Consider the following 21,347-nt stretch of genomic DNA (forward strand, 5'->3'; position numbering starts at 1 on the left):
CGAAAAAGGAGTAAACACATGGTTAAAATTATGATTGTAGAAGACGATATGAAAATTGCAGAACTATTATCAACACATGTTGCGAAATATGGGTATGAAGGGATTATTGTATCGGATTTTCATAATGTATTAAATATTTTTTTAGAAGAACAACCAGAGTTAGTTTTATTAGATATTAATTTACCGAGTTTTGATGGTTACTATTGGTGTCGTCAAATTCGCGGAGTTTCTACATGTCCGATATTATTTATTTCAGCTCGTGAAGGTACGATGGATCAAGTTATGGCGCTAGAAAACGGTGGCGATGATTTCATTTCAAAGCCATTCCATTACGAAGTTGTAATGGCTAAAATTCGAAGTCATTTAAGGCGTGCTTACGGAGATTATGCACCGAAAATAGAAGAACGGATGGTTGAACAACATGGTCTTTGTTTATATCCTGAAAGGCTTGTATTGAAGCTTAAGAATCAAGAAATTGATGTAACGAGAAATGAAGCTATTTTATTAGAAATGTTAATGAAAAATTATCCGCGTGTTGTGAGTAGAGAAGTGCTATTAAATAAATTATGGGATAGCGAATCCTATGTTGATGATAATACATTAAGTGTAAATACAACACGTGTGAGAAAAAAGTTAAAAACGTTACAGATTGAGGGTGCGATTGAAACGATTCGTAGTGTTGGATATAGATTGCATATTACTTGGGATACTGGTATGGAAAAATGATAAGATTGTTTATTCGTGATCATATACCTCTTATTTGTTTTACAGTCATCCAACTATTATCCATATTTCTCGTATATTGGTTTGATGGGCATAAGCATATCGCGACGGCATTGTATGCAATGTTTTTAGGTGCCTTTTTTATGGTAGGCTATTTAGTATTTCGTTACTTTACTCATCGTACTTTCTATGAACGATTAGCAAACCCGATGCAATCTTTAGATGAATCGGTTCAAAAATCTGATTTTGCAGCTATATCTGCTGCGCTTCAAGACTTACTTGAGGTACAATATCGCCATTATCAAAATCAGCTCCACATACAAGAAAGAAAAAATAATGATCATTTAACTTTTATGAATCAGTGGATTCATCAAATGAAAACACCTTTATCTGTAATAGAATTAATTACACAGGATGAAGTCGATTCGCGTTTTGAAAGTATAAATGAGGAAACAGATAGGTTGAAAAAGGGGCTAGAGATGGCACTGTATGTCGCACGTTTAGAAGCATTTACACAAGATTTTTATGTGGAAAGAGTACAATTACATAAAATAGTGAATGATTCTGTGCATGAACATAAACGCTTCTTTATCCGGAATTTTGTATATCCAGAGCTTAAAATTGATAAGGACATTACAGTAGAAAGTGATGCGAAATGGTTACAATTTTTAATTGGACAAATACTATCAAATGCGATTAAATATTCATCTGGTAGTCGAGAGAAGATTAAAGTGAAAGCTTGTAAGGAAGGTAATAATGTTATACTTGAAATTGCTGATAATGGTGTAGGCATACCGAAGCATGATTTGCCAAGAGTGTTTAAACCTTTCTTTACAGGAGAAAATGGTAGAGATTTTAAAGAATCAACTGGAATGGGGCTATATCTCGTATATGAAATTACGAAGCAATTAGGACATAGTGTAGAAATCCATTCAGAAGTTGGTAAAGGTACGGTTGTACGAATTAAATTTTATAATGTATAAATAAGTGATCTAGGCTAAAGAGCTTTGGAAATAAGTTTTTTAGCCTTTTTTTATAGCGGTTATATGAAATGATAAAACGTTATATTAGTATGTATAATGACACACTAATAAATACGATTGTTAAATTTGAAGGATTTAATAAAAAGCTGATAAATATTTTTGTAAGAAAAAAGCCACCCCTTTGAAAGAGATAGCTTCATGGATCTATCCTATGTATAAGTGTAATGTTCGAATACGTGATATGTTTTGTGGACTATAATACAATTAGTCTTTTGTTTTTTCATGATACAGTATTGTAATTAAGTAAACAAACTTAATAATTTATACCCAATTAATCCTAAAATAGTGATAGGAATCATCATTAAGAAAGAAGACACACGATAAGCATTAGAGCGTTCTAATACAAGAATCAAGATAATTCCGACTATCACTTCCGTATATCCAACAGGTAACATGTGACTGTAATCTTCAAAGTTTAATAGAATGTGAAGTCCGTCCGTTACAAAAACTCCACTTAAAAGTGCGCTTCCGAATTTATGAAGTGGATTTGTAGTATCTTTCCATAGAAAACCTGCAATTCCAAAGATCGTTCCTCCTATACATGCACATACAATCCATACAGATATAAAATAAATAGAGTGAGCTACATTTTTAATAACTATTGCATAACCATAATAGCCTAATACCATACCGAGTAGTGCAAGGATACCAGAAAGCATAGCTGTACGCTTAGAATAACTAAAGCTAGCCACGAAAAAGGATGGAACTAACCAAACGCTTCCTAAGTTAGCTAATGAATGCCAATTTCCTGGAAGTATACCTTGCCCCAATTTCGTTAGTATACCAACAAGTATCCCTACTATAATCGGGAGGATAAAAATCCTTACAAACATATTTAACTTTGTGATTTCTAATGTCCTGTCCATAAATTCAATCCTTACATTAATATTTTCTGTAAAGATATAATAGCTTATTACAAGAGAATAATCAATAAAAATTTATCGAAAAACAATAAGTGGTTATTGGATAACGAATAAGATTTTGTTTTTATATAAAATTTATTACTGTGGAAACCTAAAGGACGTATTACAATCAATGTAATTTGTGCTTATTCAACATGAAGTTAAGGAATGATAAATAAATCTAAAAGAAAGCAATCTTTTTAACAGCACATATAATTACATTTACTCATACAGTACTAGTATGGTACAATATGGTTACTAATGACGGAAAGGAATGATGGGTGGACGATGATTAACTAATCTTATTTTTAAATGTTGAAATGAAATAAATTTCAATTTATAAAAAATAGGATTAGTCTGCCCAATTCCAAACAACGGTTTTGCTATTTGATTTGCGTAATAGCTTATTTGGGTATAAATATTTTAACGACTAATCCTGCCAAATTTATTTGGGAGGATTTTTTTATTCTCCCTTAATGAAAGGGATCGGTATTATGAAAGAACTATTAAAATTAAATGATGTTTATGTTGAAATAAAGGAAAATATGTTGTTAGAGAAAATGAATGTGACAGTAAAACAAGGGGATGTTATCGGATTAATTGGTAAAAATGGTGCCGGTAAATCAACGTTACTTCAATTAATAAATGGGAAGATTGAACCTTCAAAAGGTACTGTTGAATGGCTGCAAATGAACATGACAACAGCATATGTTGAACAAGAAAAAGAATCTTTTGTTAGTAAGGATATAATTGCAAAAGAAGCAGAACTGCTTGCGAAATGGGGCGTGCCAACGAACGACTTTCATACTTTAAGTGGTGGTGAAAAGCTGAAAGTACGATTAGCAAAAGGATTTGCTGAAAATCCTAATGTCTTAATATTAGACGAACCGACAAATCATTTAGATGAGATGAGTACAGAATTTCTCATTAAGCAAATTAAACATATGAAAGGTACAGTTATCGTCGTATCACATGATCGATATTTTTTAGATGTTGTCGCGACTAGAATATGGTCAATTGAGGATAAGAAATTAATTGACCATAGCGGTAATTATACAAGTTATATGAAAGCACGTGAGCATAAAAGAATGACGCAGCAACGTGAATATGAAAAACAACAAAAAAAGATAGAACAAGTAGAAACTCATATAAAAGAACTAAGTTCATGGTCACAAAAGGCACATGCGCAGTCTACAAAACAAGAAGGAGTTAAAGAATTTTATCGTGTAAAAGCGAAGCGCATGGATGCACAAGTGAAGTCGAAACGAAAACGTCTCGAAAAAGAGCTAGAGAAAACGAAGGTAGAACGTGTGAAAGAGGAGTATTCAGTTGAATTCTCTATTCAAGCGAGTAAAAAAGTAGGGAAACGTTTCTTAGAAGTAAAACAATTGCGGAAAGAATTTAATAATCGGACATTATTTGAAAACGTTAATTTTACCATTCAGCACGGTGAGAAGGTTGCGATTATTGGGCCTAATGGTAGCGGGAAAACAACTTTATTGAAGATGATCATGGGAAACGAAACTGCTGAAGGAGAAGTATGGATTTCACCATCAGCAAACATCGGTTATTTAACACAAGAAGTATTTGATTTACCACTTAATAAAACACCAGAAGATTTATTTTATAAAGAGACATTTGAAGAAAGAGGAAAAGTCCAAAATTTAATGAAACATTTAGGGTTTGAATCTTCCCAATGGAAAGAGCCGATTCGATATATGAGTATGGGTGAACGAGTAAAATGTAAGCTAATGGCTTATATTTTAGATGAAAAAGATGTACTTATTTTAGATGAACCTACGAATCACCTTGATCTTCCTTCACGTGAACAGCTTGAAAATACATTAGCTGAGTATAACGGAACGCTCGTTATCGTTTCTCACGATCGATATTTTCTGGAGAAAACAACTAATACAAAGCTTGTGTTTGTAAACAATACAATACAAAAGCAGCTCGAAGAACCTACGAAAACAAGAGACGAAATCGAAGAGCTACGTTTAACATTAGAAACAGAAAGACAAGAAGTATTAGGGAAATTAAGCTTTTTAACTTCTAAAGATAAAGAATATAAAGCTCTGGATGAACGATTTATGGAACTTACGAAGCAGATTAAGGAGCTTTAATATAAGTAAGGGGGATTAACATGGAAGAAGATAGATTCACTAAGTTATTTAAAATAGATTGTGGAGATCTATACCTACAAGAGTTTACGATCAGTGATGCAGAGAGTATTTATCAAATACATTTCAATTAAAGGCGTAAGTTAAAAATATAACTTCGGGAAGGAAAAGACCATTATCGGTCTTTTCTTTTTCGTATAATAAAGATAGGAGATTGTATTTCCTACCACTATACAATTATTATAAGATAGTTATGCGTTAATTTTAATTTGTAAATAATGTTATTATCAGTTTTTTTAGAAATCTTACAAGCGTGTAAGATAAATGAAAGAAGAATCAATATGAACTGTAAGACAATTCATTTACACTCTGTTATGAGAAGTGCAAATGAAGGGAGAATAGAAATGGGAATTTTACATGCGAAAAATATTAGTAAAGTATATAAAGGGAAAATACCTTTTAAAGCATTAGTAGATATTGATTTATCAATTCAAGAAGGTGAATTTATAGGGATCATGGGGCCATCTGGTAGCGGGAAAACAACGTTATTAAATATGGTATCTACTATTGACTCTCCAACATCGGGAGAAATAGTAATAAATGGTACGAATCCTTTCCAGTTATCATCTGAAGATTTGGCTTTATTCCGTAGAAAACAATTAGGATTTGTATTCCAATCATTTAATTTACTTAGTACGCTTACAGTGAAGGAAAATATCGTATTGCCGATGACATTAGATGGTGTTTCTGTGCAAGAAATGAACAAACGAGTAGAAGAAATTGCAGAGAAATTAAATATTACAGATATCTTGAATAAAAGAACGTTTGAAATTTCAGGGGGACAAGCTCAAAGAACAGCAATTGCTCGTGCAATTGTTCATAAGCCGCAATTATTACTTGCTGATGAACCGACCGGGAATTTAGATTCTAAATCTTCAAATGATGTAATGGAGATGCTGGATACGCTTAATAAGGAAGAAAAGGCAACGATGATGTTAGTTACACATGATCCGTATGCAGCTAGTTTTTGCAGCCGAGTAATCTTCATAAAAGATGGTCAACTGTATAACGAAATTTATCGTGGTGAAAGTCGGCAAACTTTTTATCAAAAGATTATGGATGTCCTTTCTTTGTTAGGAGGGAAAAGGCATGACTTTTCGTCAGTTCGCATTTAATAATATTTTTCGGAATAAGCGTACATATGCTGCTCATTTTTTAAGTAGTGCATTTTCTATTATGATTTTCTTTACATATGCCCTTTTATTATTTCATCCTGATTTACAAGGGGAATTAAAATCAACAAGTGCAACAATAAGTGCATATGGTACGATGGGATTTACAATTTCGCAAGGTTTGATTTTTGTATTTTCATTTTTCTTTATCCTATATTCAGTTAGTTCATTTTTAAAAACTCGTAAGAAAGAATTTGGCATATTAATGATGCAAGGTATGTCAATGAGACAATTTAAGAAATTATTATTAATTGAAAATATGTTGATTGGATTTGGTTCAATTTGTATAGGGATTTTCATTGGACTCATATTTTCTAAACTAGTCTTATTGATAAGCGCAAGTGTATTAATGATTAATAATGGTTTGCCTTTTTATACACCAGTGAAGGCTGTATTATTAACAATTATCACTTTTCTTTTCTTATTTTTCATTGTTTCACTATTTACATTTAAAATGGTAAAAATAACGGAACTTGTGGAACTTATTCGAGCAGAGGAAAAACCAAAACCTGAACCGAAATCTTCAATTTTATTATCACTACTTTCTTTAATTAGTATAGGATATGGATATTTCTTAGTATTTCGTTTCATTTCAAGTTCCAGTTTTACTACGCTCGGAATGGGTGTCCTACTAGTAATTATAGGAACGTACTTTTTATATACACAGTGTAGCGTGTATATATTACATCTTGCTAAAAGGAGAGAATCTTTCTTTTTAAAGAGAACAAATATATTAACGATTTCTGAATTAATTTACCGTATGAAAGATAATGCAACAATGTTTTTTATAGTTTCTATTGTTTCAGCAGTTGCATTTACAGCGATTGGTACAACAGCTGCAATTGGAAGTAAAGATTTAGTAAGGATGACAAATCCGTATACATTTTTATATGAGGATTTTGAAAACAATAAAGCATTAAATAAAAATCTTTCTATTATAAAAAAACATCTTGCTGATGCTAATATTCCATATCGAATGGCTTCAGCTTCATATATATACACAGAAAGTAATGTAATTGTAATGAAGTTAAGCGAATATAACGATCTTGCTAAAGCACTTGGATATCAACAAGAAACAATTGAAAATGAAGGTGAAACTTTATTAATTCCTGGAGTCGTATCACAAAAACACGAATTTAAAAATGGCGACTATAAAAAAAGTATAGAAGTCATTCAAGGTGAATGGACAAAGACATTTCAAGTGGAAAAAGCTGTAGAAAATTTAGTTTTACCACATGATACTAGAAAAATATATATCGCTGTTCAGGATCAAGTATATGATGAAATACCTATTACTAGTGATCCAAATAATATTCATATTCCATATCGTACTTACGGATTTGTTGTAGACGATTGGATAAAAACGAAGAGAATTTCAAACGAATTAATTAGTACATTCGCGAAAGAAGAAGGTAGTTTTCAATTTCGAGCTTTAACTCTAGATTTGTTAAGTGCGAAGCAAACGAATGGACTATTACTTATGGCAAGTGTTTTAGTCGGAATCGTCTTCTTTACATTCGCTGCTAGTTTTATCTATTTCCGATTATATACGGATTTGGATCGTGATCAACAGCAATATAAAATGATTTCGAAAATGGGATTAGGTAAACGCGAGCTAAAGAAAGTTGTAACGAGACAGTTATTATTAATGTTCTTCTTACCGATTATCATTGCAGTGATACATACCGTAGTCGCTTATATGGCATTACAACAATTACTCGATTTTTCTATTATGAATAGTTCTATCGTAATTTTAATTTCATTTATTTGTATACAAGTTTTATATTTCTTTATAACCCGTTGGCGTTACCTGCAAAAGCTTTATAAGGTTATGGAACAATAGAGTTTATTAGCTTGTAAGACTATATGAAAGTATGTGAAAAATCAACTGTATGATGAAAGGAAACGCGATGAAAAGAACTCTAACTATTTTTATGTTAACGATACTACTATTAATAAGTTTTAGTGCATGTTCTAAAAAGGAGAATCTATTTCCTGCAAACGGTATATTAATCATTGGAGATGAAAATAAAATTTCACCAATTATTAATCGTTATCAGGAAATTACGAAAGAAAATGAAGTATTTTCTGTAAAAAAAGGTAAAGTTGGAAACGGACAGGTATTAATTTTAAATGAGTCTACAGCACAAGCATTGATTAAAGCTAAAGTTTTTCGTGAACGAGACAATGGCTCTAATTATATACCTGTAAATACGTTACCGAAATTCCCAAAAGAGGGTTCGCTACTGTTTGCGCAAGACGACGAAAAGACTTTGAAAAGTATTAAACTAGAAGGGAAAGAGATTCCTGTCATATACAATAGTGACGCTTGGATAGGTAACAAGCGTATTTATCCAACACAATGGTATGTGATTGTAGCAAAAAATAGCGTATATAAGGAAATAAAAGCAAATGAAACAAAAATGCATCTTCTTCAATTTAAAAAATCTATAGGTGACGAAAAACCTAAAATGTCGACAGATAATACAATGATTAATGAAAATGTCAAAGTAAAAAAGCTAATTAAAGGTTTGGAAGGAGAAGTATCTTTTCAGTTTGTAACGATTGGAGAAAAATCTTAAAAAAGAGTTCGAGCTTGATAGAAACTTTATCAAGCTTGAACTCTTTTTAGTTTATAGACTATTTATATAAAAAAGATTACATTACTTCATTTAATCGAGTCTCGTTTGTTTCCTCAATCGCATTAGTATTTTGAGTCGAATTATTTTGAGCTTCTTTTTCTTTACGAACTTTTTGTAGCATTTCAAGGATGATCCATAAAGGAACACCTTTATCTTTTAGCATCTTCCATAAATCTAATTCATTAAATTTATGCTCTGGCTGTTTCATTTCTTTTTCGGATGAACGAATATCGAACTTGATGGGATCATTTACTTTCTTACTTTCAAGTTTAGTAGAAGAGATAGTATTATGCTCAAGATTAGATGGAGTTATTTTAGTAGGTTGAGACAATGTATGAATATTTGATCCGATTTGCATGATTTTTCCTCCTTTTGAAGCAATGAGATTAGTTTTCTTATGGTTTTTAAATCTTTTTAACATGAGGAAACTATATTTAATTATAAATTCAAATAAACAGATTTACAAGATGTATTGTAAAAAGTAAATATTTATCAACATTTGTATATGTTTTCTATATATACAACGTATATAAAATACTTTACATTATGTTTAAGTTATTAAAGCATGCTGTAAATTTAAAAATGTAAACGTTTTATTAGGGGGAGGAAGTATGGGGAAGTTATTTTTAAAAATATGTTTTTTTGCATTGATGACTGTATGTTCATTCGCCACGAAAGTAATATACGCTGAAGAGAGTCAACAAAATAATTATCCGATCATTTTAGTAAACGGGTTTGCCGGATGGGGTAGAGAGGAAATGCTAGGGGTTAAATATTGGGGTGGTGTTCATGATATACAGGAAGATTTGAAACGCAATGGTTATACAGTTCATACTGCAGCCGTTGGGCCAGTTTCTAGTAACTGGGATCGTGCATGTGAATTATATGCCCAAATTAACGGTGGAACAGTAGACTACGGTGCCGCACATGCTGAGAAACATGGACATAATCGTTTTGGAAGAACTTATAGTGGTTTCACGCAGAGTTGGAGTGAAACAAATAAAGTACATTTAGTTGGACATAGCATGGGTGGACAAACAATTAGAACATTGGTACAGATATTAAAAGAAGGCAGTTATGAAGAAAAAAATTATGTAAAAAATCACCCAAACACCAAAATATCACCACTATTTGAGGGCGAGAAATCATATGTTCATAGTGTTACAACATTAGCAACTCCTCACAACGGTACAACACTTGCGGATGGTAGTCTTCTACTACCGTTCGTTAAAGATTTACTCATTACAGCTGCAAGTTTTGGAGGAAACGATAATTTATCACTATATGATTTTAAATTGGATCAATGGGGGTTAAAGAAGACTGCTGGAGAGTCCTCTTTACAATATACTGATCGTATTCTAAATAGTTCAATTTGGAAAAATACAAAAGATATAAGTCAATGGGATTTAAGTACAGATGGTGCAAAGGAGTTAAATAATTGGGTAAAGACGCAACCAAATGTGTATTACTTATCCTATAGTGGACATGCATCACAAGCAGCACCTATAACAGGTTTACATTTGCCTCATATAACAATGAATAAGGTGTTAATGGGGAATGCATTTTTCTTAGGTTCCTATGCAAGGTATGAAGAAAATCGTCCATTAATTAATACTTCTTGGTGGCAAAATGATGGTGTAGTAAATACAAATTCTATGATTGCACCATCATCTCATGCTACTGTAAATAATAGCGAGTCATTACAGATTGGGAAATGGAATCATATCGAAACGAAAGCAAATTGGGACCATTTCGACATGGTAGGATTAAGTGTTTCGGACACGTTAGGTTTTTCTAGCATTCAAGAGTTTTATAGAGCAATTGCTGAAAAGTTATCACGTTTACCGAAATAGATAGTAATAAAGCGCTCTCGATGGAATTCGAGGGCGCTTTATATTATATTGAAAGAGGGCTTTGGTAGAAAAATATGGGGGGATATTATGAAAATTAAAGTTGTATTATCAGGATATGGAACAGTAGGAAGAGAGTTTATAAAATTACTACATGAAAAATGTTCATATATATATGAAACATATGGTATAGAGTTAGTTGTAAGTGGCTTATTAGGTAGAAATGTTGCAATACATAATGAGGATGGGTTATCTATTCAGGACTTATTAACGTATGGTAGCAGTAGCGCAGCAATTGAGAAGTATATAGAATATCATCCGGAGGAACGTGCAACAGATAACATAAGTGGTACAGTGCTGGTAGAATCAACAGTTACAAACCTTAAAGATGGAAATCCAGGAAAACAATATATAAAACAAGCGATTGAAAAACAAATGGACATAGTAGCAATTTCAAAAGGTGCGCTTGTTACAAACTGGAGAGAAATAAATGAAGCAGCAAAAATTGCGAATGTACGAATTCGATATAGTGGTGCAACTGCGGCCGCATTACCTACACTTGATATTGGTCAATTTAGTTTAGCTGGTTGCCATATTGAAAAAATAGAAGGAATATTAAACGGGACAACAAATTATATTCTGACGAAAATGAATGAGGAAAATATTACGTTTGAAGAAGCACTGAAAGAAGCGCAACGTAAAGGAATTGCTGAAACGAACCCAATATTAGATGTAAGTGGTTCTGATAGTGCGTGTAAATTGTTACTTTTGACAAACAGTTTAATGGGAACAGAGCATATGCTTACAGATATACATATAAAAGGAATTGAACATGTTACAAAACAACAAATTCGAAATGCTAAGGAACAAAATAAATTTATTAAATTAATTGCATCAGCATATAAAGATGAGGATGGCAATGTAAATTTAAATGTTGAACCGTGCAAAATAGATAAAGATCATCCGCTAGCAAATGTAAATGGGACAGAAAAAGGGATTACGTTCTTTACAGATACGATGGGCCAAGTTACTACAATTGGTGGTGCATCAAATCCACGCGGAGCCGCAGCAGCAGCTTTAAAAGATATAATTAATTTATATCGTAAAGATTTGTCACGTATTAACGGGGAGTAAAGTTACTAATTGATTAAAGTTTCACTTTATAAAACCGTACCGCCCTTTATAAAAAATACATATGTAGTGGACCTTTTAAGAATGAAATAATTATGCAAAAATGATTGCAGGGGGTAAGGAATTGTTTAAAGATTTTAAAGTTGTGAAAGATCGTCCCGTTTATATTCAATTAAAAGATTATTTAAAGAAGATGATTATGAAAGGGCATTTGCTCGGGGATCAAAAAATTCCTTCAACAAGGGAACTAAGTGAATTACTTAGTGTAAGCAGAAACACTGTACTCGCTGCTTATGCAGATTTAGAGCAAGAAGGGCTCATTTATGCAGTTAAAGGAAAAGGGAATTTTGTTGCGAAGGTTGATATATCGAACACTTCGTCTGTTGAAATAGATTGGAAAAATAAACTTAATACAGTTACTTTATTAGCGGATGAATTAGATTTAATGAAACATGGTGTTCGTTGGGAAAAAGGAATGATTGTTTTTAACAGTATTGCTCCGGACGAAAAGCTATTTGATGTGGAAAATTTCAAAAGAGCTTTTCTTACTCGTATGTCCATTGAAGGTGATGTCGTATTAAATTACGGATACGCAAAAGGCTATAGACCGTTAATGAAATATCTACTTCATTATATGGAAATGAAAGGTGTAGATATTTCGAACAAAGATATTTTAATTACAAATGGATTTACTGAAGGGTTAGATATTGTTCTATCCTCGTTATCAAAGAAATCAGGTCGAGTTATTTGTGAGAATCCAACTCACCATGCTGCGCTGAAGCTATTCCGCTTACATGGCCTTGAAGTTCATGGTATTGATATGAATGAAGATGGTATTGATACGAATCAAGTTGAAAAAAGCTTGCGTGAAAAAGAGTTTGATTTTGCGTATTTAATTCCTTCCTATCATAATCCAACCGGCATTGTGACGAGTTCAGAGAAAAGAACGGAACTGATGAGATTATTTTCAAAATATAAGATTCCTATTATAGAAGATGGATTTAATGAAGAGTTACGTTATTCAGGTTCACATTTAGCACCATTATTAACTTTTGCTGGTGCTGGTAATAATGTGATTTATATTAGTAGCTTTTCAAAGGTACTTTTCCCTGGCTTACGTGTAGGCTGGATCATTGCAGATAAAGAACTAATTCATTATTTAGAAAGTGTGAAAAGAGCAAGAACTATTCACACATCTACTTTAGATCAAGCTGTTCTTTTTCAATATTTACATGAAGGATATTTTGAAAAATATTTAAAAAAGGCAAGATCTGTTTATAAGAAAAAATATGAGTTAGCTGTTGGGGCGTGTAACGAGTACATTCCGTTTCAAAGAATGACCGGTGATGGTGGACTTCATTTATTTATAGAGTTAGAAGAAAAAATTCATGCCCGCACACTTTTGCAAAAGTGTTATGAGCAAGGGGTTACTTTTTCTCCTGGAGATGTGTTTTATTCTGATGGAGGAGGAGCGAACACGTTTCGATTAGGATTTTCACGTTTGAAAGAAGAAGAAATAGTTCGGGGAATTAAAATAATTGGTGATACAATAAAAAATGAAATTTGGAGTTGAGGAAATGAGAGTTGGCGTTATTATGGGAGGAGTATCCTCTGAAAAACAAGTATCAATTATGACTGGAAATGAAATGATTGCACATTTAGATAAAAATAAATATGAAATAGTACCAATTACGTTAAATGAAAAAATGGATTTAATCGAAAAAGCGAAAGACATTGATTTTGCGCTGCTCGCATTACACGGGAAATATGGAGAAGATGGGACAGTTCAAGGAACGCTTGAAAGTTTAGGTATTCCTTATAGCGGGAGCAATATGTTATCTAGCGGTATATGTATGGACAAAAATGTTTCGAAAAAGATTCTACGTTATGAAGGAATAGAAACACCTGATTGGATTGAACTTACAAAAATGGAGGATCTAAATGTTGATGAATTAGATAAGTTAGGATTTCCATTAGTGGTAAAACCAAACTCTGGTGGTTCGAGTGTGGGGGTAAAGATTGTCTATGATAAAGACGAATTAATTTCAATGCTGGAAACTGTGTTCGAATGGGATTCTGAAGTAGTAATAGAAAAGTACATTAAAGGTGATGAGATTACATGTTCCATTTTTGATGGAAAACAGTTACCTATCATTTCAATTCGACATGCGGCTGAGTTCTTTGATTACAATGCGAAATATGATGATACTAGTACAATTGAAGAAGTTATTGAACTTCCAGCTGAACTTAAGGAACGTGTAAACAAAGCGTCACTGGCTTGCTATAAAGCATTAAAATGCAGCGTTTATGCAAGGGTGGATATGATGGTGAAGGATGGTATTCCATATGTAATGGAGATTAATACATTACCAGGGATGACGCAAGCGAGTTTACTACCAAAAAGTGCAGCTGCAGCGGGAATTGAATATAGTAAACTATTAGATATGATTATTGAAACTTCATTAAGAGTAAGAAAAGACGAAGGATTTTAAGTAGTGGTATCATGAATAACTTTTGACAGTTACATGAAGTATGTTATGATGAATACAATACGAAAATTAAATATTTTATCCACTAGGGGGGCCTATTATAGGCTGAGATCAAATTGGAATTTGAGACTCTTAGTACCTGATCTGGTTAATGCCAGCGTAGGGAAGTGGGAAAGACATTGCTGTTTCATGTATAAATACTGTCAATTTCACTTTCTTTACGTCTGTAAAGAAAGTTTTTTTGTTTTACAGATTTAATAATGGTGGGTAAATACTTAAATTTCATACATAATTGGAGGGATTTACATGACTTTTTCACAATCATTACGTAAAGAAGTAGACTCAATTTGGGAAGCTAGTTTTCATCATCCTTTTGTAAAAAAACTTGGTGAAGGAACGTTAAATTTAGCTAGTTTTCGCTATTATGTGCTTCAAGATTCGTATTATTTAAGTCACTTTGCTAGAGTACAAACTTTAGGAGCTGCAAAAGCACTAGAATTAGAAACGACAGCTCGTATGGCACACCATGCTCAAAATACATATGAAGCGGAATTATCTTTACATGAGAATTTTGCGAAGAAATTAGGGATAACACAAGAAGAAAAAGATAATTTTATCCCTGCTCCAACTGCATATGCGTACACTTCACATATGTATCGTGCTGCGTATGAAGGACATTTAGGCGATATTATTGCAGCAATTTTACCTTGCTATTGGTTGTATTATGAAATTGGTGAGCGTTTAAAAGAGTGCCAGCCAGAAGAGCCGATTTATAACGAATGGATTTCTGCTTATGGATCTGATTGGTTCCGAACATTAGTTGAAGAGCAAATTACAAGGTTAGATACTATCGCTGAACAAGTAACAGAGGCAGACCGTAAGCGTATGAAGCAGCATTTTATTATTAGCAGTCAATATGAATATTCATTTTGGGAAATGGCTTATACATTAGAAAAGTGGCCGATAAGTACAAAAGAGAAAAACGTAATAGGATAAAGAGAAGAGGTATTGCTATTTACAGGTATGAATCATACTTATGTATATGATTTAACAAAAGAAGTATCGCAAAAAGGCGCATCAATCTAAATGCGTCTTTTTTTAATTTGACGAATTGTATTATTAAGTGCGACACCTAAAAAAACAAAAAAACTCACCTCGCTTCGTGTAAAGTAGAAGTTACCACACCACTTACTTACACGGAGGACGAGTATGAGCTATTCCCATGTTACTACGTTTGAATGTGGACAACTAGAAGCACTTCATAAATTAGGTTATTCAACGAGAGAAATTGGTGCCATTCTGAAGCGACATTACTCCTCTATTGCACGAGAATTAAAAAGAAACGTACAGAAAGATGGTACGTACCGCAGTGAAACAGCATTGTATTATTAGCAGTCAATATGAATATTCATTTTGGGAAATGACTTATACATTAGAGCAGTGGTCAGTGAATAAAGAAGCGAAAAAGGTAATAGGATAGTGAAAAGAGGATTTGATATACATATGTATGGTCAATACCTCTTTTATAATCTTTTGTAAAATTATTGTAAATCACAAATACAATACGTGACTGATATTATATAATCTCAATATATTATATTTATTATATAAAAGGAGGGATATGTATGAAAATTTCTTTTAACTTTTATCAGAGTCATGTCATTAATATATAAGTCGGATAAGCAGTATTTGCTTCTCTTTTAAATAATTAAATTATGTGATGATACTTTAGTTTTTTGAGATCAAGAAAAATGAAGAAAGGAAGTAATCATTTTATGGAAAAATTAAAGTTGTTAACATTTGAAAATATAATAGAACCCCTTTTAAACGAAAGCGTATCATTTATATATTTTCCTATTGAATGGCTCGATATTGTAGAGATACATTATAAGACATTTTTATTAACGAGTAAGTTGAAACGATTAAATGAAAGATTATATGATATGTTTTCTGATATATTATTTATTCAGCATAATCCATATGTACTAAATGAAAATACACCATGGATTGTATGTAAAGAACCTATTAGAAAAGAACAACTTGATTATATTTTTCAAAGTTGGTATGAGATTATTCATGATTGGAAACCTAATAAATTAATAGGATCGCCAAAATATGAATGGCATTACGATTTAATTTCTAATTTAACAGTACTACATGATAAGGAAGTATATTCTAAATGGGTGCCCGCTTTAATTTCACATATTTTTTGTGAACGTCCTGTACAATTAGAAAATATAAATGAAGAAGATATATATTTTTCTCCTCTTAGATCACAAAATATTTGTGAGGCGATGTCAGAGCCTATTAAAGATGAAAAAACACAAGACTATTTCGCCTATGTATTTCGGTTCGAATATATAACGCGCGGAGGAGAGAACATTCCATTATTAAATGTTTCAATAGGAATTCGGAGATTTTATCAAGAATATAACCATCCAGACATCCCTTTGCTATTAAGACGAAAACGGGGCATGATATTAATTTCTACTCCAGAATTTGCATTGAATAATAAGAAATTACGATTTGTAAAACTAAAAGTTCAGCAGGCTACAAACGGCATCAAATGGATTAAGATATTTAGAAATTTAAAAGATGATTTTCGTATAGGTGGAGAAGTTGAATTAGATCATATTCTTCAATATCCGAAAGATTATATGCTAGGAGCAAATCTTAGGGTACTTCTTCCATACAATGAGAGAATATATAAAGTTCAAGGTACTAAAATAAGATCTGGTATAAAAGCAAAAGAAAGAGAGTATCTATTTAAAGGGTTTCAGCAAAAATTTTCTTATTTCACATTACTACCAGAATGTAAAAAGATTGAAACAGGCAATAGGAAAGAAGTATTCCCTTTAATTGCACCAAAAGGATTAGAGACTATAACGCTAGAAATATGGTCTGAAAAAATATCGCTGGAAGTAGAACAAGCATTATTTGAAAGTGAAATGGTGTTAGCTCAAATCAGTGAGTCATCATATATATTAAATGCAGATTCTCCAGTGTTGTTAAAAATAGTAAGATGTAATATTGAAAAAGTATTGCAAAATCCATATAAGATGCAATATTGCCAGAAGTATAAAACGAATTTAGTAGAGGATGTTATGAAAGCGGTTTATGCTACTGCAGGTAAGCGTAATGATGCGACATTGGCGTTAATTGCAATGAAAAATTGTGATGGACGTGAAAAAATTGATCCAAAGCAAATTGTTAGAGAAGGATTTGCACGAACAAACCGTATTTCAGCATTTATTAATTTATTTATAGGCCAAAGTGTGTCTCGTAAAACGATTATAAATGGTATTTTGAGTTTATTAGAACAAAAAGGATTTTTAAAACGTAGTTGGAATAAGATAAATTTACCTTGTACATATGTTAATTTATCAATTGAACGAATCTCGAAATTTGATTTCTTACCCATTTTTTCAAAAATAAAAGGAAAAGAAATTTCATATAAATTATATGGGAATATAGAGTGGCAAACGATTGATCGTTTATTATTAAATGTAGATAAACATAACACCTTTTTACCGCAGCCTTCAAAAAGAAATGATATGGGCATTCAATTTAAACAATTTGTTTCTGAAACATTAGCGGAAATTTTACAACCTGCAAAAGAGCAAAATGAGCAAGTATACTTCATTATAGATGCGAATGTAAGAAAACATTGGATAAAAGAGTTACAAAATGAAAAAATTGATATAGATACTTTCCCTGACATTGTTCCAGATGTGCTAAAGGTTCCAAACTTAAATGCTGTAAGAATAAATACATCTTTTGATGTACCCAAATACGGTGTGATAGAATGTGATGACGTATTAGATAGTACGAGTTTATATATAGATCAAAAGGGAATGTATTATAGCACTGGTGAGTATCTGTGTAATGATAGTGAAACATTGCATCGATATATACTTGAAATATTACCTCTAGGTGTAAAAGCTGTTGAAAGGAACTATATTGCCAAAATGGTACATTACATGTGCTGTAATTCAAGTATGCTTTTGGAAAAGAATATACACATGCCATATTCCATGCATATGGCGAAAGTAATAAAGAGCTATATGACGGATATAGATGCAAGAGAGTTTAAAGAGTTTGATGATGAATTGGATGTAGATATTATAAAAATAGAAAAGAAAGATTCAATTATTCTACTTTAAATAATAATAGACAAATCCATGGAGGATATGAGAGCCGGCATATAAGCCTTTATCGATGAGTTATACTGTTGAGGTGCTAAGAAAGTTGGTAATATGTTGGTAATAAGCCAGCATATCCTTGCGATTTTTGGCGTACATGGAAACAGGAAATGTACCTGGTATCGGTAATTGTGATTTAAATCAATTGATAGGAGGAAAGCTGCTTTCTTGGTTTACTGGAGCAGTGCAAGAGCAAGTTCAAACAACTAAACTAAATATCATCCAATCAGGAGCATTTTCAAGAGAGTATATTGAAGATGTTATGGGAGCATTGACATCGTTAAAAATGACAGCTAAGTTCATTTTACAACCTGATGGATTAGCATATTTTATTTCTGATCCAACTTCAGATGCTCAATTAAATGCGATGAAGGAGTACCTTGATCGTAGAGATTGGTGGTATGAGTATTTGAAGTAAAACAAAAGGATAGCTTAATCAAAAATAACAGCCGACTCGATATAAATGATTCGGCTGTTATTTTATTAACTATGACAACAATTCCTCTACTCCGACACCATCTATTAACAATGCTTTTAATGAAGGAGCTATTTTAATTGCTTCTTCAATATCTAAATCTCCAAAATCCACTGTATATAATCCGAATCCTTCTTTTCCATCTCCATATAATAATGCTTTTCCGCCTTCATCATCACCGATTGCCAGTGAATTTGGTATATATTTTTGAATATCATGTGCTTTATTCATCTCTATGCAATCAGTAGGGCCCCAAATACGTATGTAAAGTTCATTTTGTACATTAATCTCTGCGTTTGTACAATTTTGGATTACTTCTAAATAATCTAATGGTACATCTATTGATGAGAACTTTTGTAATTCTTGAATGGCCTCTTTACTCGCTGGTGATTCCTGAGCTTCTAAAGTGAAGGAATCGTTTAATTTTTCTAGAATATTCATTAATGATCAATCCTTTCATACTCTTGGGTGGTATGAAGTTAAGTGAGATTTACTATGTAATAGCAAATGAAACCTATGTATATGTGAAGTGAAAAAGGTTCTCTTAACTGAGAACCTTTTTATTTATCTCCAACGCCATTCTATTTCATTTGAATCAAAGTAGACGGCAGGTATTCCAATTCCCTCTAATTGATTATTTTTAGATACAAACCAATTATTTTCATCCAATAGGATTGGATTTACATCATCTAAAGGCGGATTATTTTCATCTACCATTTTGTTAAGAAACTCTTTGAAATCAGAAATGTTATTAGTGAAATTAATATTTCCATACATCCAAAAACCATCACCATTTACATTTGAAATGTCTCCTAAATGTATATCTTTAAAGTATAGTTTCATAGCGAATATCCCTCTCATTTCTTAATGTTAAAATATTTACTAGGAATTTCTCCTCTAATAAGGTATTCAGTATCTCTTTTAGTCCAATTTAAAGCGAGATTTTTCCAGTGATCTGTAGTGGCGGAATCTTGCTTTATTAAACGCTCTATTTGCTTAGGGCTTAAAATAGCAACATCTTTTACTTCACCGTCCCTAATCCCCTTTCTTAGAGCAGGTAAATCAATATCAATAATATTTTTACCATAATTACTTGCAACCTCAGGTTTTATCGAGAAACTAGTATAAGGACTATTATGTTTTGCTCCTCTGCGATATCCACCTAAGATATGTTCAGTTACAGTTACTTGTCGGCCTTTATACATCCCTTCTTTATTTGCTGGGATTAGGTTTCCGTTCTCACCAATATGTGGTTTACCGATACCATTTGGTCTTGTTGCTGCTTTTAAGTAATCTTCTCCTCGTAAAAGGTTTTTACTTTCTATTGCAGCATGCGTCATCTTAACGCCTTTTCCCACTTTAGCAAGTTTCCCGACTGGTGTAAGACCAGCTACTGCCATCCCACCCGCAAAGATTCTATCCCAGGTTGATAGTTTTTCACCAGTAGATGGATCAACACCATCCCACGCTCTTTTAATATCATACTCACCACTTATTTCACCGGCTATATCTCGAGCTAGTTTACCGCCATCAAAACCTTTTTCTTCAGAGGAAGGTTTACCACACATTGCACCTTCTTCCATTGTAACATCTTGATTATCTGCATTGCGGAATTTTTCAGCAATCCGTTTCAAGTCTTCTTCTACTTTTACAAGTGAATTGATAGATGTAAAAGCTTTTGGTCTCGCATCATTGAACATTTGAATGAACTGTTGATTAGAGGCACCAATCCACTGAAAACACAATTGATCTATTTCGTTACATAAATTATTATGTATAGATTCTAATGCGATTCTGGTATTATTTGCACGATTAGCCACTTCTTCTAGCATTTCAGGTGTTACTTTGATTTGAACCATTTTTTTCCTCCCTTTCCCAATTAAAATTATGAGATAAAAAGAAAAAAATGTAAATACGGAAATTTTAGATTAGTATAATAATATTTATGTGAACTAAAATCTGCTTAATTGTAAATAAAGCGTATGTGTATGTGAAATAAAAAAGAGCCGTCCTGTTGGGCGGCTCTTTTTTATTTCTATCAATTATTTTCTTTTAACACTTATGTCTATTCTTTCATAACCATTTGATGCAGGCATTGTGCCTAACTCCATTTTGTAGTTACCCTTATCTAAATATGCGTGATAATCTCGCTCCCCTGAATTTTTGAAAGGCAATGCAACAATATCGTTAATTTCTTTATCTAGATTTAAATCTGGATTTATTAAAGTAATCCAATTTTTTGCTAACTCTACAGTAGCTTTATCAATTATAAATGTAATCATGAAATCATTTTCATTCTCACCTACTAAATAGAGTTGCCCTTGTCCATAATCATAAATCTTTCCTAAATTAGGATTAGAGGAAAGTAATTCTACCCTTTCACCATCGCCCATCTGGCCGCCGCTGATATATACGCTTTCGTATTTGAAATCTTCATTATAATTCTTGTTTATTTTAGTAATTAGATTTTGAGCTTCTTTAGATACAGATTTTAGTAGCAACGGTGAACTGTTTATCCAGCTACTACTGTCGTAATGA

The 21,347-nt window shown here is 32.4% G+C and carries 18 protein-coding genes, 4 pseudogenes and 1 riboswitch; of the genes and pseudogenes, 16 read left to right on the forward strand and 6 right to left on the reverse strand.

The features are described from left to right. Positions 1–18 precede the first annotated feature (18 nt). On the forward strand, positions 19–726 hold the full coding sequence (locus ACTFR9_RS05440) for a response regulator transcription factor (protein ID WP_000238970.1): 708 nt from the start codon (positions 19–21) through the stop codon (positions 724–726). After that, positions 723–1,706 carry a sensor histidine kinase gene (locus tag ACTFR9_RS05445; RefSeq protein ID WP_103141534.1) on the forward strand — a complete coding sequence of 328 codons (984 nt, stop codon included), beginning with the start codon at positions 723–725 and terminating at the stop codon, positions 1,704–1,706. Before ACTFR9_RS05440 ends, ACTFR9_RS05445 begins: the two co-directional genes overlap by 4 nt. 299 nt (positions 1,707–2,005) lie before the next feature. Here the strand turns inward: ACTFR9_RS05445 and ACTFR9_RS05450 are convergent, their stop codons facing one another. Next, positions 2,006–2,632 (reverse strand): DUF6518 family protein, encoded by a 627-nt coding sequence (locus ACTFR9_RS05450; protein WP_000376248.1) that lies wholly within the window; start codon positions 2,630–2,632, stop codon positions 2,006–2,008. Positions 2,633–3,162: 530 nt separating this feature from the next. Between ACTFR9_RS05450 and abc-f the strand changes: the two genes are divergently transcribed. From abc-f to ACTFR9_RS05475, 5 genes and pseudogenes are all read left to right on the forward strand, one after another. Beyond that, positions 3,163–4,791, forward strand: a complete 1,629-nt coding sequence (gene abc-f, locus ACTFR9_RS05455) for a ribosomal protection-like ABC-F family protein (RefSeq protein WP_073536003.1) — start codon at positions 3,163–3,165, stop codon at positions 4,789–4,791. Positions 4,792–4,811: 20 nt separating this feature from the next. Next, positions 4,812–4,910, forward strand: a pseudogene (locus tag ACTFR9_RS05460) (acetyltransferase); the annotation flags it as partial. Positions 4,911–5,192: 282 nt separating this feature from the next. After that, positions 5,193–5,963 carry an ABC transporter ATP-binding protein gene (locus ACTFR9_RS05465; protein ID WP_000511813.1) on the forward strand — a complete coding sequence of 257 codons (771 nt, stop codon included), beginning with the start codon at positions 5,193–5,195 and terminating at the stop codon, positions 5,961–5,963. Next, the gene (locus tag ACTFR9_RS05470; protein ID WP_000144167.1) at positions 5,938–7,863 is read left to right on the forward strand and encodes an ABC transporter permease; all 1,926 of its coding nucleotides are present in this window, start codon (positions 5,938–5,940) and stop codon (positions 7,861–7,863) included. Before ACTFR9_RS05465 ends, ACTFR9_RS05470 begins: the two co-directional genes overlap by 26 nt. Positions 7,864–7,930: 67 nt before the next feature. Further along, positions 7,931–8,602 (forward strand): lipoprotein BA_5634 family protein, encoded by a 672-nt coding sequence (locus ACTFR9_RS05475; protein ID WP_002163634.1) that lies wholly within the window; start codon positions 7,931–7,933, stop codon positions 8,600–8,602. 76 nt (positions 8,603–8,678) lie between these two features. On the opposite strand, the gene ACTFR9_RS05480 is transcribed toward ACTFR9_RS05475, so the two are convergent. Next, entirely contained in the window at positions 8,679–9,020 is a 342-nt protein-coding gene (locus tag ACTFR9_RS05480; RefSeq protein WP_001165503.1) for a DUF3914 domain-containing protein, read from the reverse strand. A 253-nt stretch (positions 9,021–9,273) separates the two neighbouring features. On the opposite strand from ACTFR9_RS05480, the gene ACTFR9_RS05485 reads away from it, so the two are divergent. The 9 genes and pseudogenes from ACTFR9_RS05485 to ACTFR9_RS05525 form a co-directional block, all read left to right on the forward strand. After that, a complete protein-coding gene (locus ACTFR9_RS05485) occupies positions 9,274–10,515 on the forward strand; it encodes an esterase/lipase family protein (RefSeq protein WP_000517046.1) in 1,242 nt (413 codons plus the stop codon). Positions 10,516–10,602: 87 nt separating this feature from the next. Further along, positions 10,603–11,646: a homoserine dehydrogenase gene (locus ACTFR9_RS05490; protein WP_229136327.1), complete on the forward strand. Its 1,044-nt coding sequence runs from the start codon at positions 10,603–10,605 to the stop codon at positions 11,644–11,646. Positions 11,647–11,767: 121 nt separating this feature from the next. Continuing rightward, positions 11,768–13,216 (forward strand): MocR-like pyridoxine biosynthesis transcription factor PdxR, encoded by a 1,449-nt coding sequence (gene pdxR, locus ACTFR9_RS05495; protein ID WP_000471622.1) that lies wholly within the window; start codon positions 11,768–11,770, stop codon positions 13,214–13,216. A gap of 4 nt (positions 13,217–13,220) precedes the next feature. Beyond that, positions 13,221–14,135, forward strand: coding sequence for a D-alanine--D-alanine ligase (gene ddlB / locus ACTFR9_RS05500; protein WP_001997545.1), 915 nt, complete (start codon positions 13,221–13,223; stop codon positions 14,133–14,135). Between the two features lie 74 nt (positions 14,136–14,209). After that, positions 14,210–14,315: riboswitch (TPP riboswitch) on the forward strand. A gap of 123 nt (positions 14,316–14,438) precedes the next feature. Next, positions 14,439–15,128, forward strand: a complete 690-nt coding sequence (tenA, locus tag ACTFR9_RS05505) for a thiaminase II (protein WP_073541699.1) — start codon at positions 14,439–14,441, stop codon at positions 15,126–15,128. Between the two features lie 213 nt (positions 15,129–15,341). Continuing rightward, a pseudogene (locus tag ACTFR9_RS05510) lies at positions 15,342–15,512 on the forward strand (helix-turn-helix domain-containing protein); the annotation flags it as partial. Continuing rightward, positions 15,493–15,612: pseudogene (locus ACTFR9_RS05515) on the forward strand (TenA family transcriptional regulator); the annotation flags it as partial. The pseudogenes ACTFR9_RS05510 and ACTFR9_RS05515, both read left to right, overlap by 20 nt. Before the next feature lie 295 nt (positions 15,613–15,907). Continuing rightward, entirely contained in the window at positions 15,908–18,295 is a 2,388-nt protein-coding gene (locus tag ACTFR9_RS05520) for an RNaseH domain-containing protein (protein WP_000413141.1), read from the forward strand. Positions 18,296–18,387: 92 nt separating this feature from the next. Further along, positions 18,388–18,752, forward strand: a pseudogene (locus ACTFR9_RS05525) (N-acetylmuramoyl-L-alanine amidase C-terminal domain-containing protein); the annotation flags it as partial. Positions 18,753–18,821: 69 nt separating this feature from the next. Here the strand turns inward: ACTFR9_RS05525 and ACTFR9_RS05530 are convergent. The 4 genes from ACTFR9_RS05530 to ACTFR9_RS05545 all read right to left on the reverse strand — a co-directional run bounded on the left by ACTFR9_RS05530 (position 18,822) and on the right by ACTFR9_RS05545 (position 21,202). Continuing rightward, entirely contained in the window at positions 18,822–19,250 is a 429-nt protein-coding gene (locus ACTFR9_RS05530; RefSeq protein WP_001022908.1) for an SMI1/KNR4 family protein, read from the reverse strand. Between the two features lie 123 nt (positions 19,251–19,373). Continuing rightward, positions 19,374–19,652, reverse strand: a complete 279-nt coding sequence (locus tag ACTFR9_RS05535) for a hypothetical protein (RefSeq protein ID WP_001997557.1) — start codon at positions 19,650–19,652, stop codon at positions 19,374–19,376. A 14-nt stretch (positions 19,653–19,666) separates the two neighbouring features. Beyond that, positions 19,667–20,668, reverse strand: coding sequence for a WXG100 family type VII secretion target (locus ACTFR9_RS05540; protein ID WP_000249924.1), 1,002 nt, complete (start codon positions 20,666–20,668; stop codon positions 19,667–19,669). 183 nt (positions 20,669–20,851) lie between these two features. Next, positions 20,852–21,202, reverse strand: coding sequence for a hypothetical protein (locus ACTFR9_RS05545; protein WP_001997558.1), 351 nt, complete (start codon positions 21,200–21,202; stop codon positions 20,852–20,854). Positions 21,203–21,347: the final 145 nt, after the last annotated feature.

This window comes from Bacillus cereus group sp. MYBK222-1 (assembly GCF_051916425.1).
Classification (GTDB): Bacteria; Bacillota; Bacilli; order Bacillales; family Bacillaceae_G; genus Bacillus_A; species Bacillus_A paranthracis.

Coding starts and splice junctions, on each gene's coding strand:
- ACTFR9_RS05545 (WP_001997558.1), bottom strand. CDS start 21,202: ATGGGCGATGGTGAAAGGGTAGAATTACTTTCCTCTAATCCTAATTTA.
- ACTFR9_RS05480 (WP_001165503.1), bottom strand. CDS start 9,020: ATGCAAATCGGATCAAATATTCATACATTGTCTCAACCTACTAAAATA.
- ACTFR9_RS05490 (WP_229136327.1), top strand. CDS start 10,603: ATGAAAATTAAAGTTGTATTATCAGGATATGGAACAGTAGGAAGAGAG.
- ACTFR9_RS05520 (WP_000413141.1), top strand. CDS start 15,908: ATGGAAAAATTAAAGTTGTTAACATTTGAAAATATAATAGAACCCCTT.
- tenA (WP_073541699.1), top strand. CDS start 14,439: ATGACTTTTTCACAATCATTACGTAAAGAAGTAGACTCAATTTGGGAA.
- ACTFR9_RS05485 (WP_000517046.1), top strand. CDS start 9,274: ATGGGGAAGTTATTTTTAAAAATATGTTTTTTTGCATTGATGACTGTA.
- abc-f (WP_073536003.1), top strand. CDS start 3,163: ATGAAAGAACTATTAAAATTAAATGATGTTTATGTTGAAATAAAGGAA.
- ACTFR9_RS05465 (WP_000511813.1), top strand. CDS start 5,193: ATGGGAATTTTACATGCGAAAAATATTAGTAAAGTATATAAAGGGAAA.
- ACTFR9_RS05475 (WP_002163634.1), top strand. CDS start 7,931: ATGAAAAGAACTCTAACTATTTTTATGTTAACGATACTACTATTAATA.
- ACTFR9_RS05445 (WP_103141534.1), top strand. CDS start 723: ATGATAAGATTGTTTATTCGTGATCATATACCTCTTATTTGTTTTACA.
- ACTFR9_RS05440 (WP_000238970.1), top strand. CDS start 19: ATGGTTAAAATTATGATTGTAGAAGACGATATGAAAATTGCAGAACTA.
- ACTFR9_RS05540 (WP_000249924.1), bottom strand. CDS start 20,668: ATGGTTCAAATCAAAGTAACACCTGAAATGCTAGAAGAAGTGGCTAAT.
- ACTFR9_RS05530 (WP_001022908.1), bottom strand. CDS start 19,250: ATGAATATTCTAGAAAAATTAAACGATTCCTTCACTTTAGAAGCTCAG.
- ACTFR9_RS05535 (WP_001997557.1), bottom strand. CDS start 19,652: ATGAAACTATACTTTAAAGATATACATTTAGGAGACATTTCAAATGTA.
- ACTFR9_RS05470 (WP_000144167.1), top strand. CDS start 5,938: ATGACTTTTCGTCAGTTCGCATTTAATAATATTTTTCGGAATAAGCGT.
- ACTFR9_RS05450 (WP_000376248.1), bottom strand. CDS start 2,632: ATGGACAGGACATTAGAAATCACAAAGTTAAATATGTTTGTAAGGATT.
- ddlB (WP_001997545.1), top strand. CDS start 13,221: ATGAGAGTTGGCGTTATTATGGGAGGAGTATCCTCTGAAAAACAAGTA.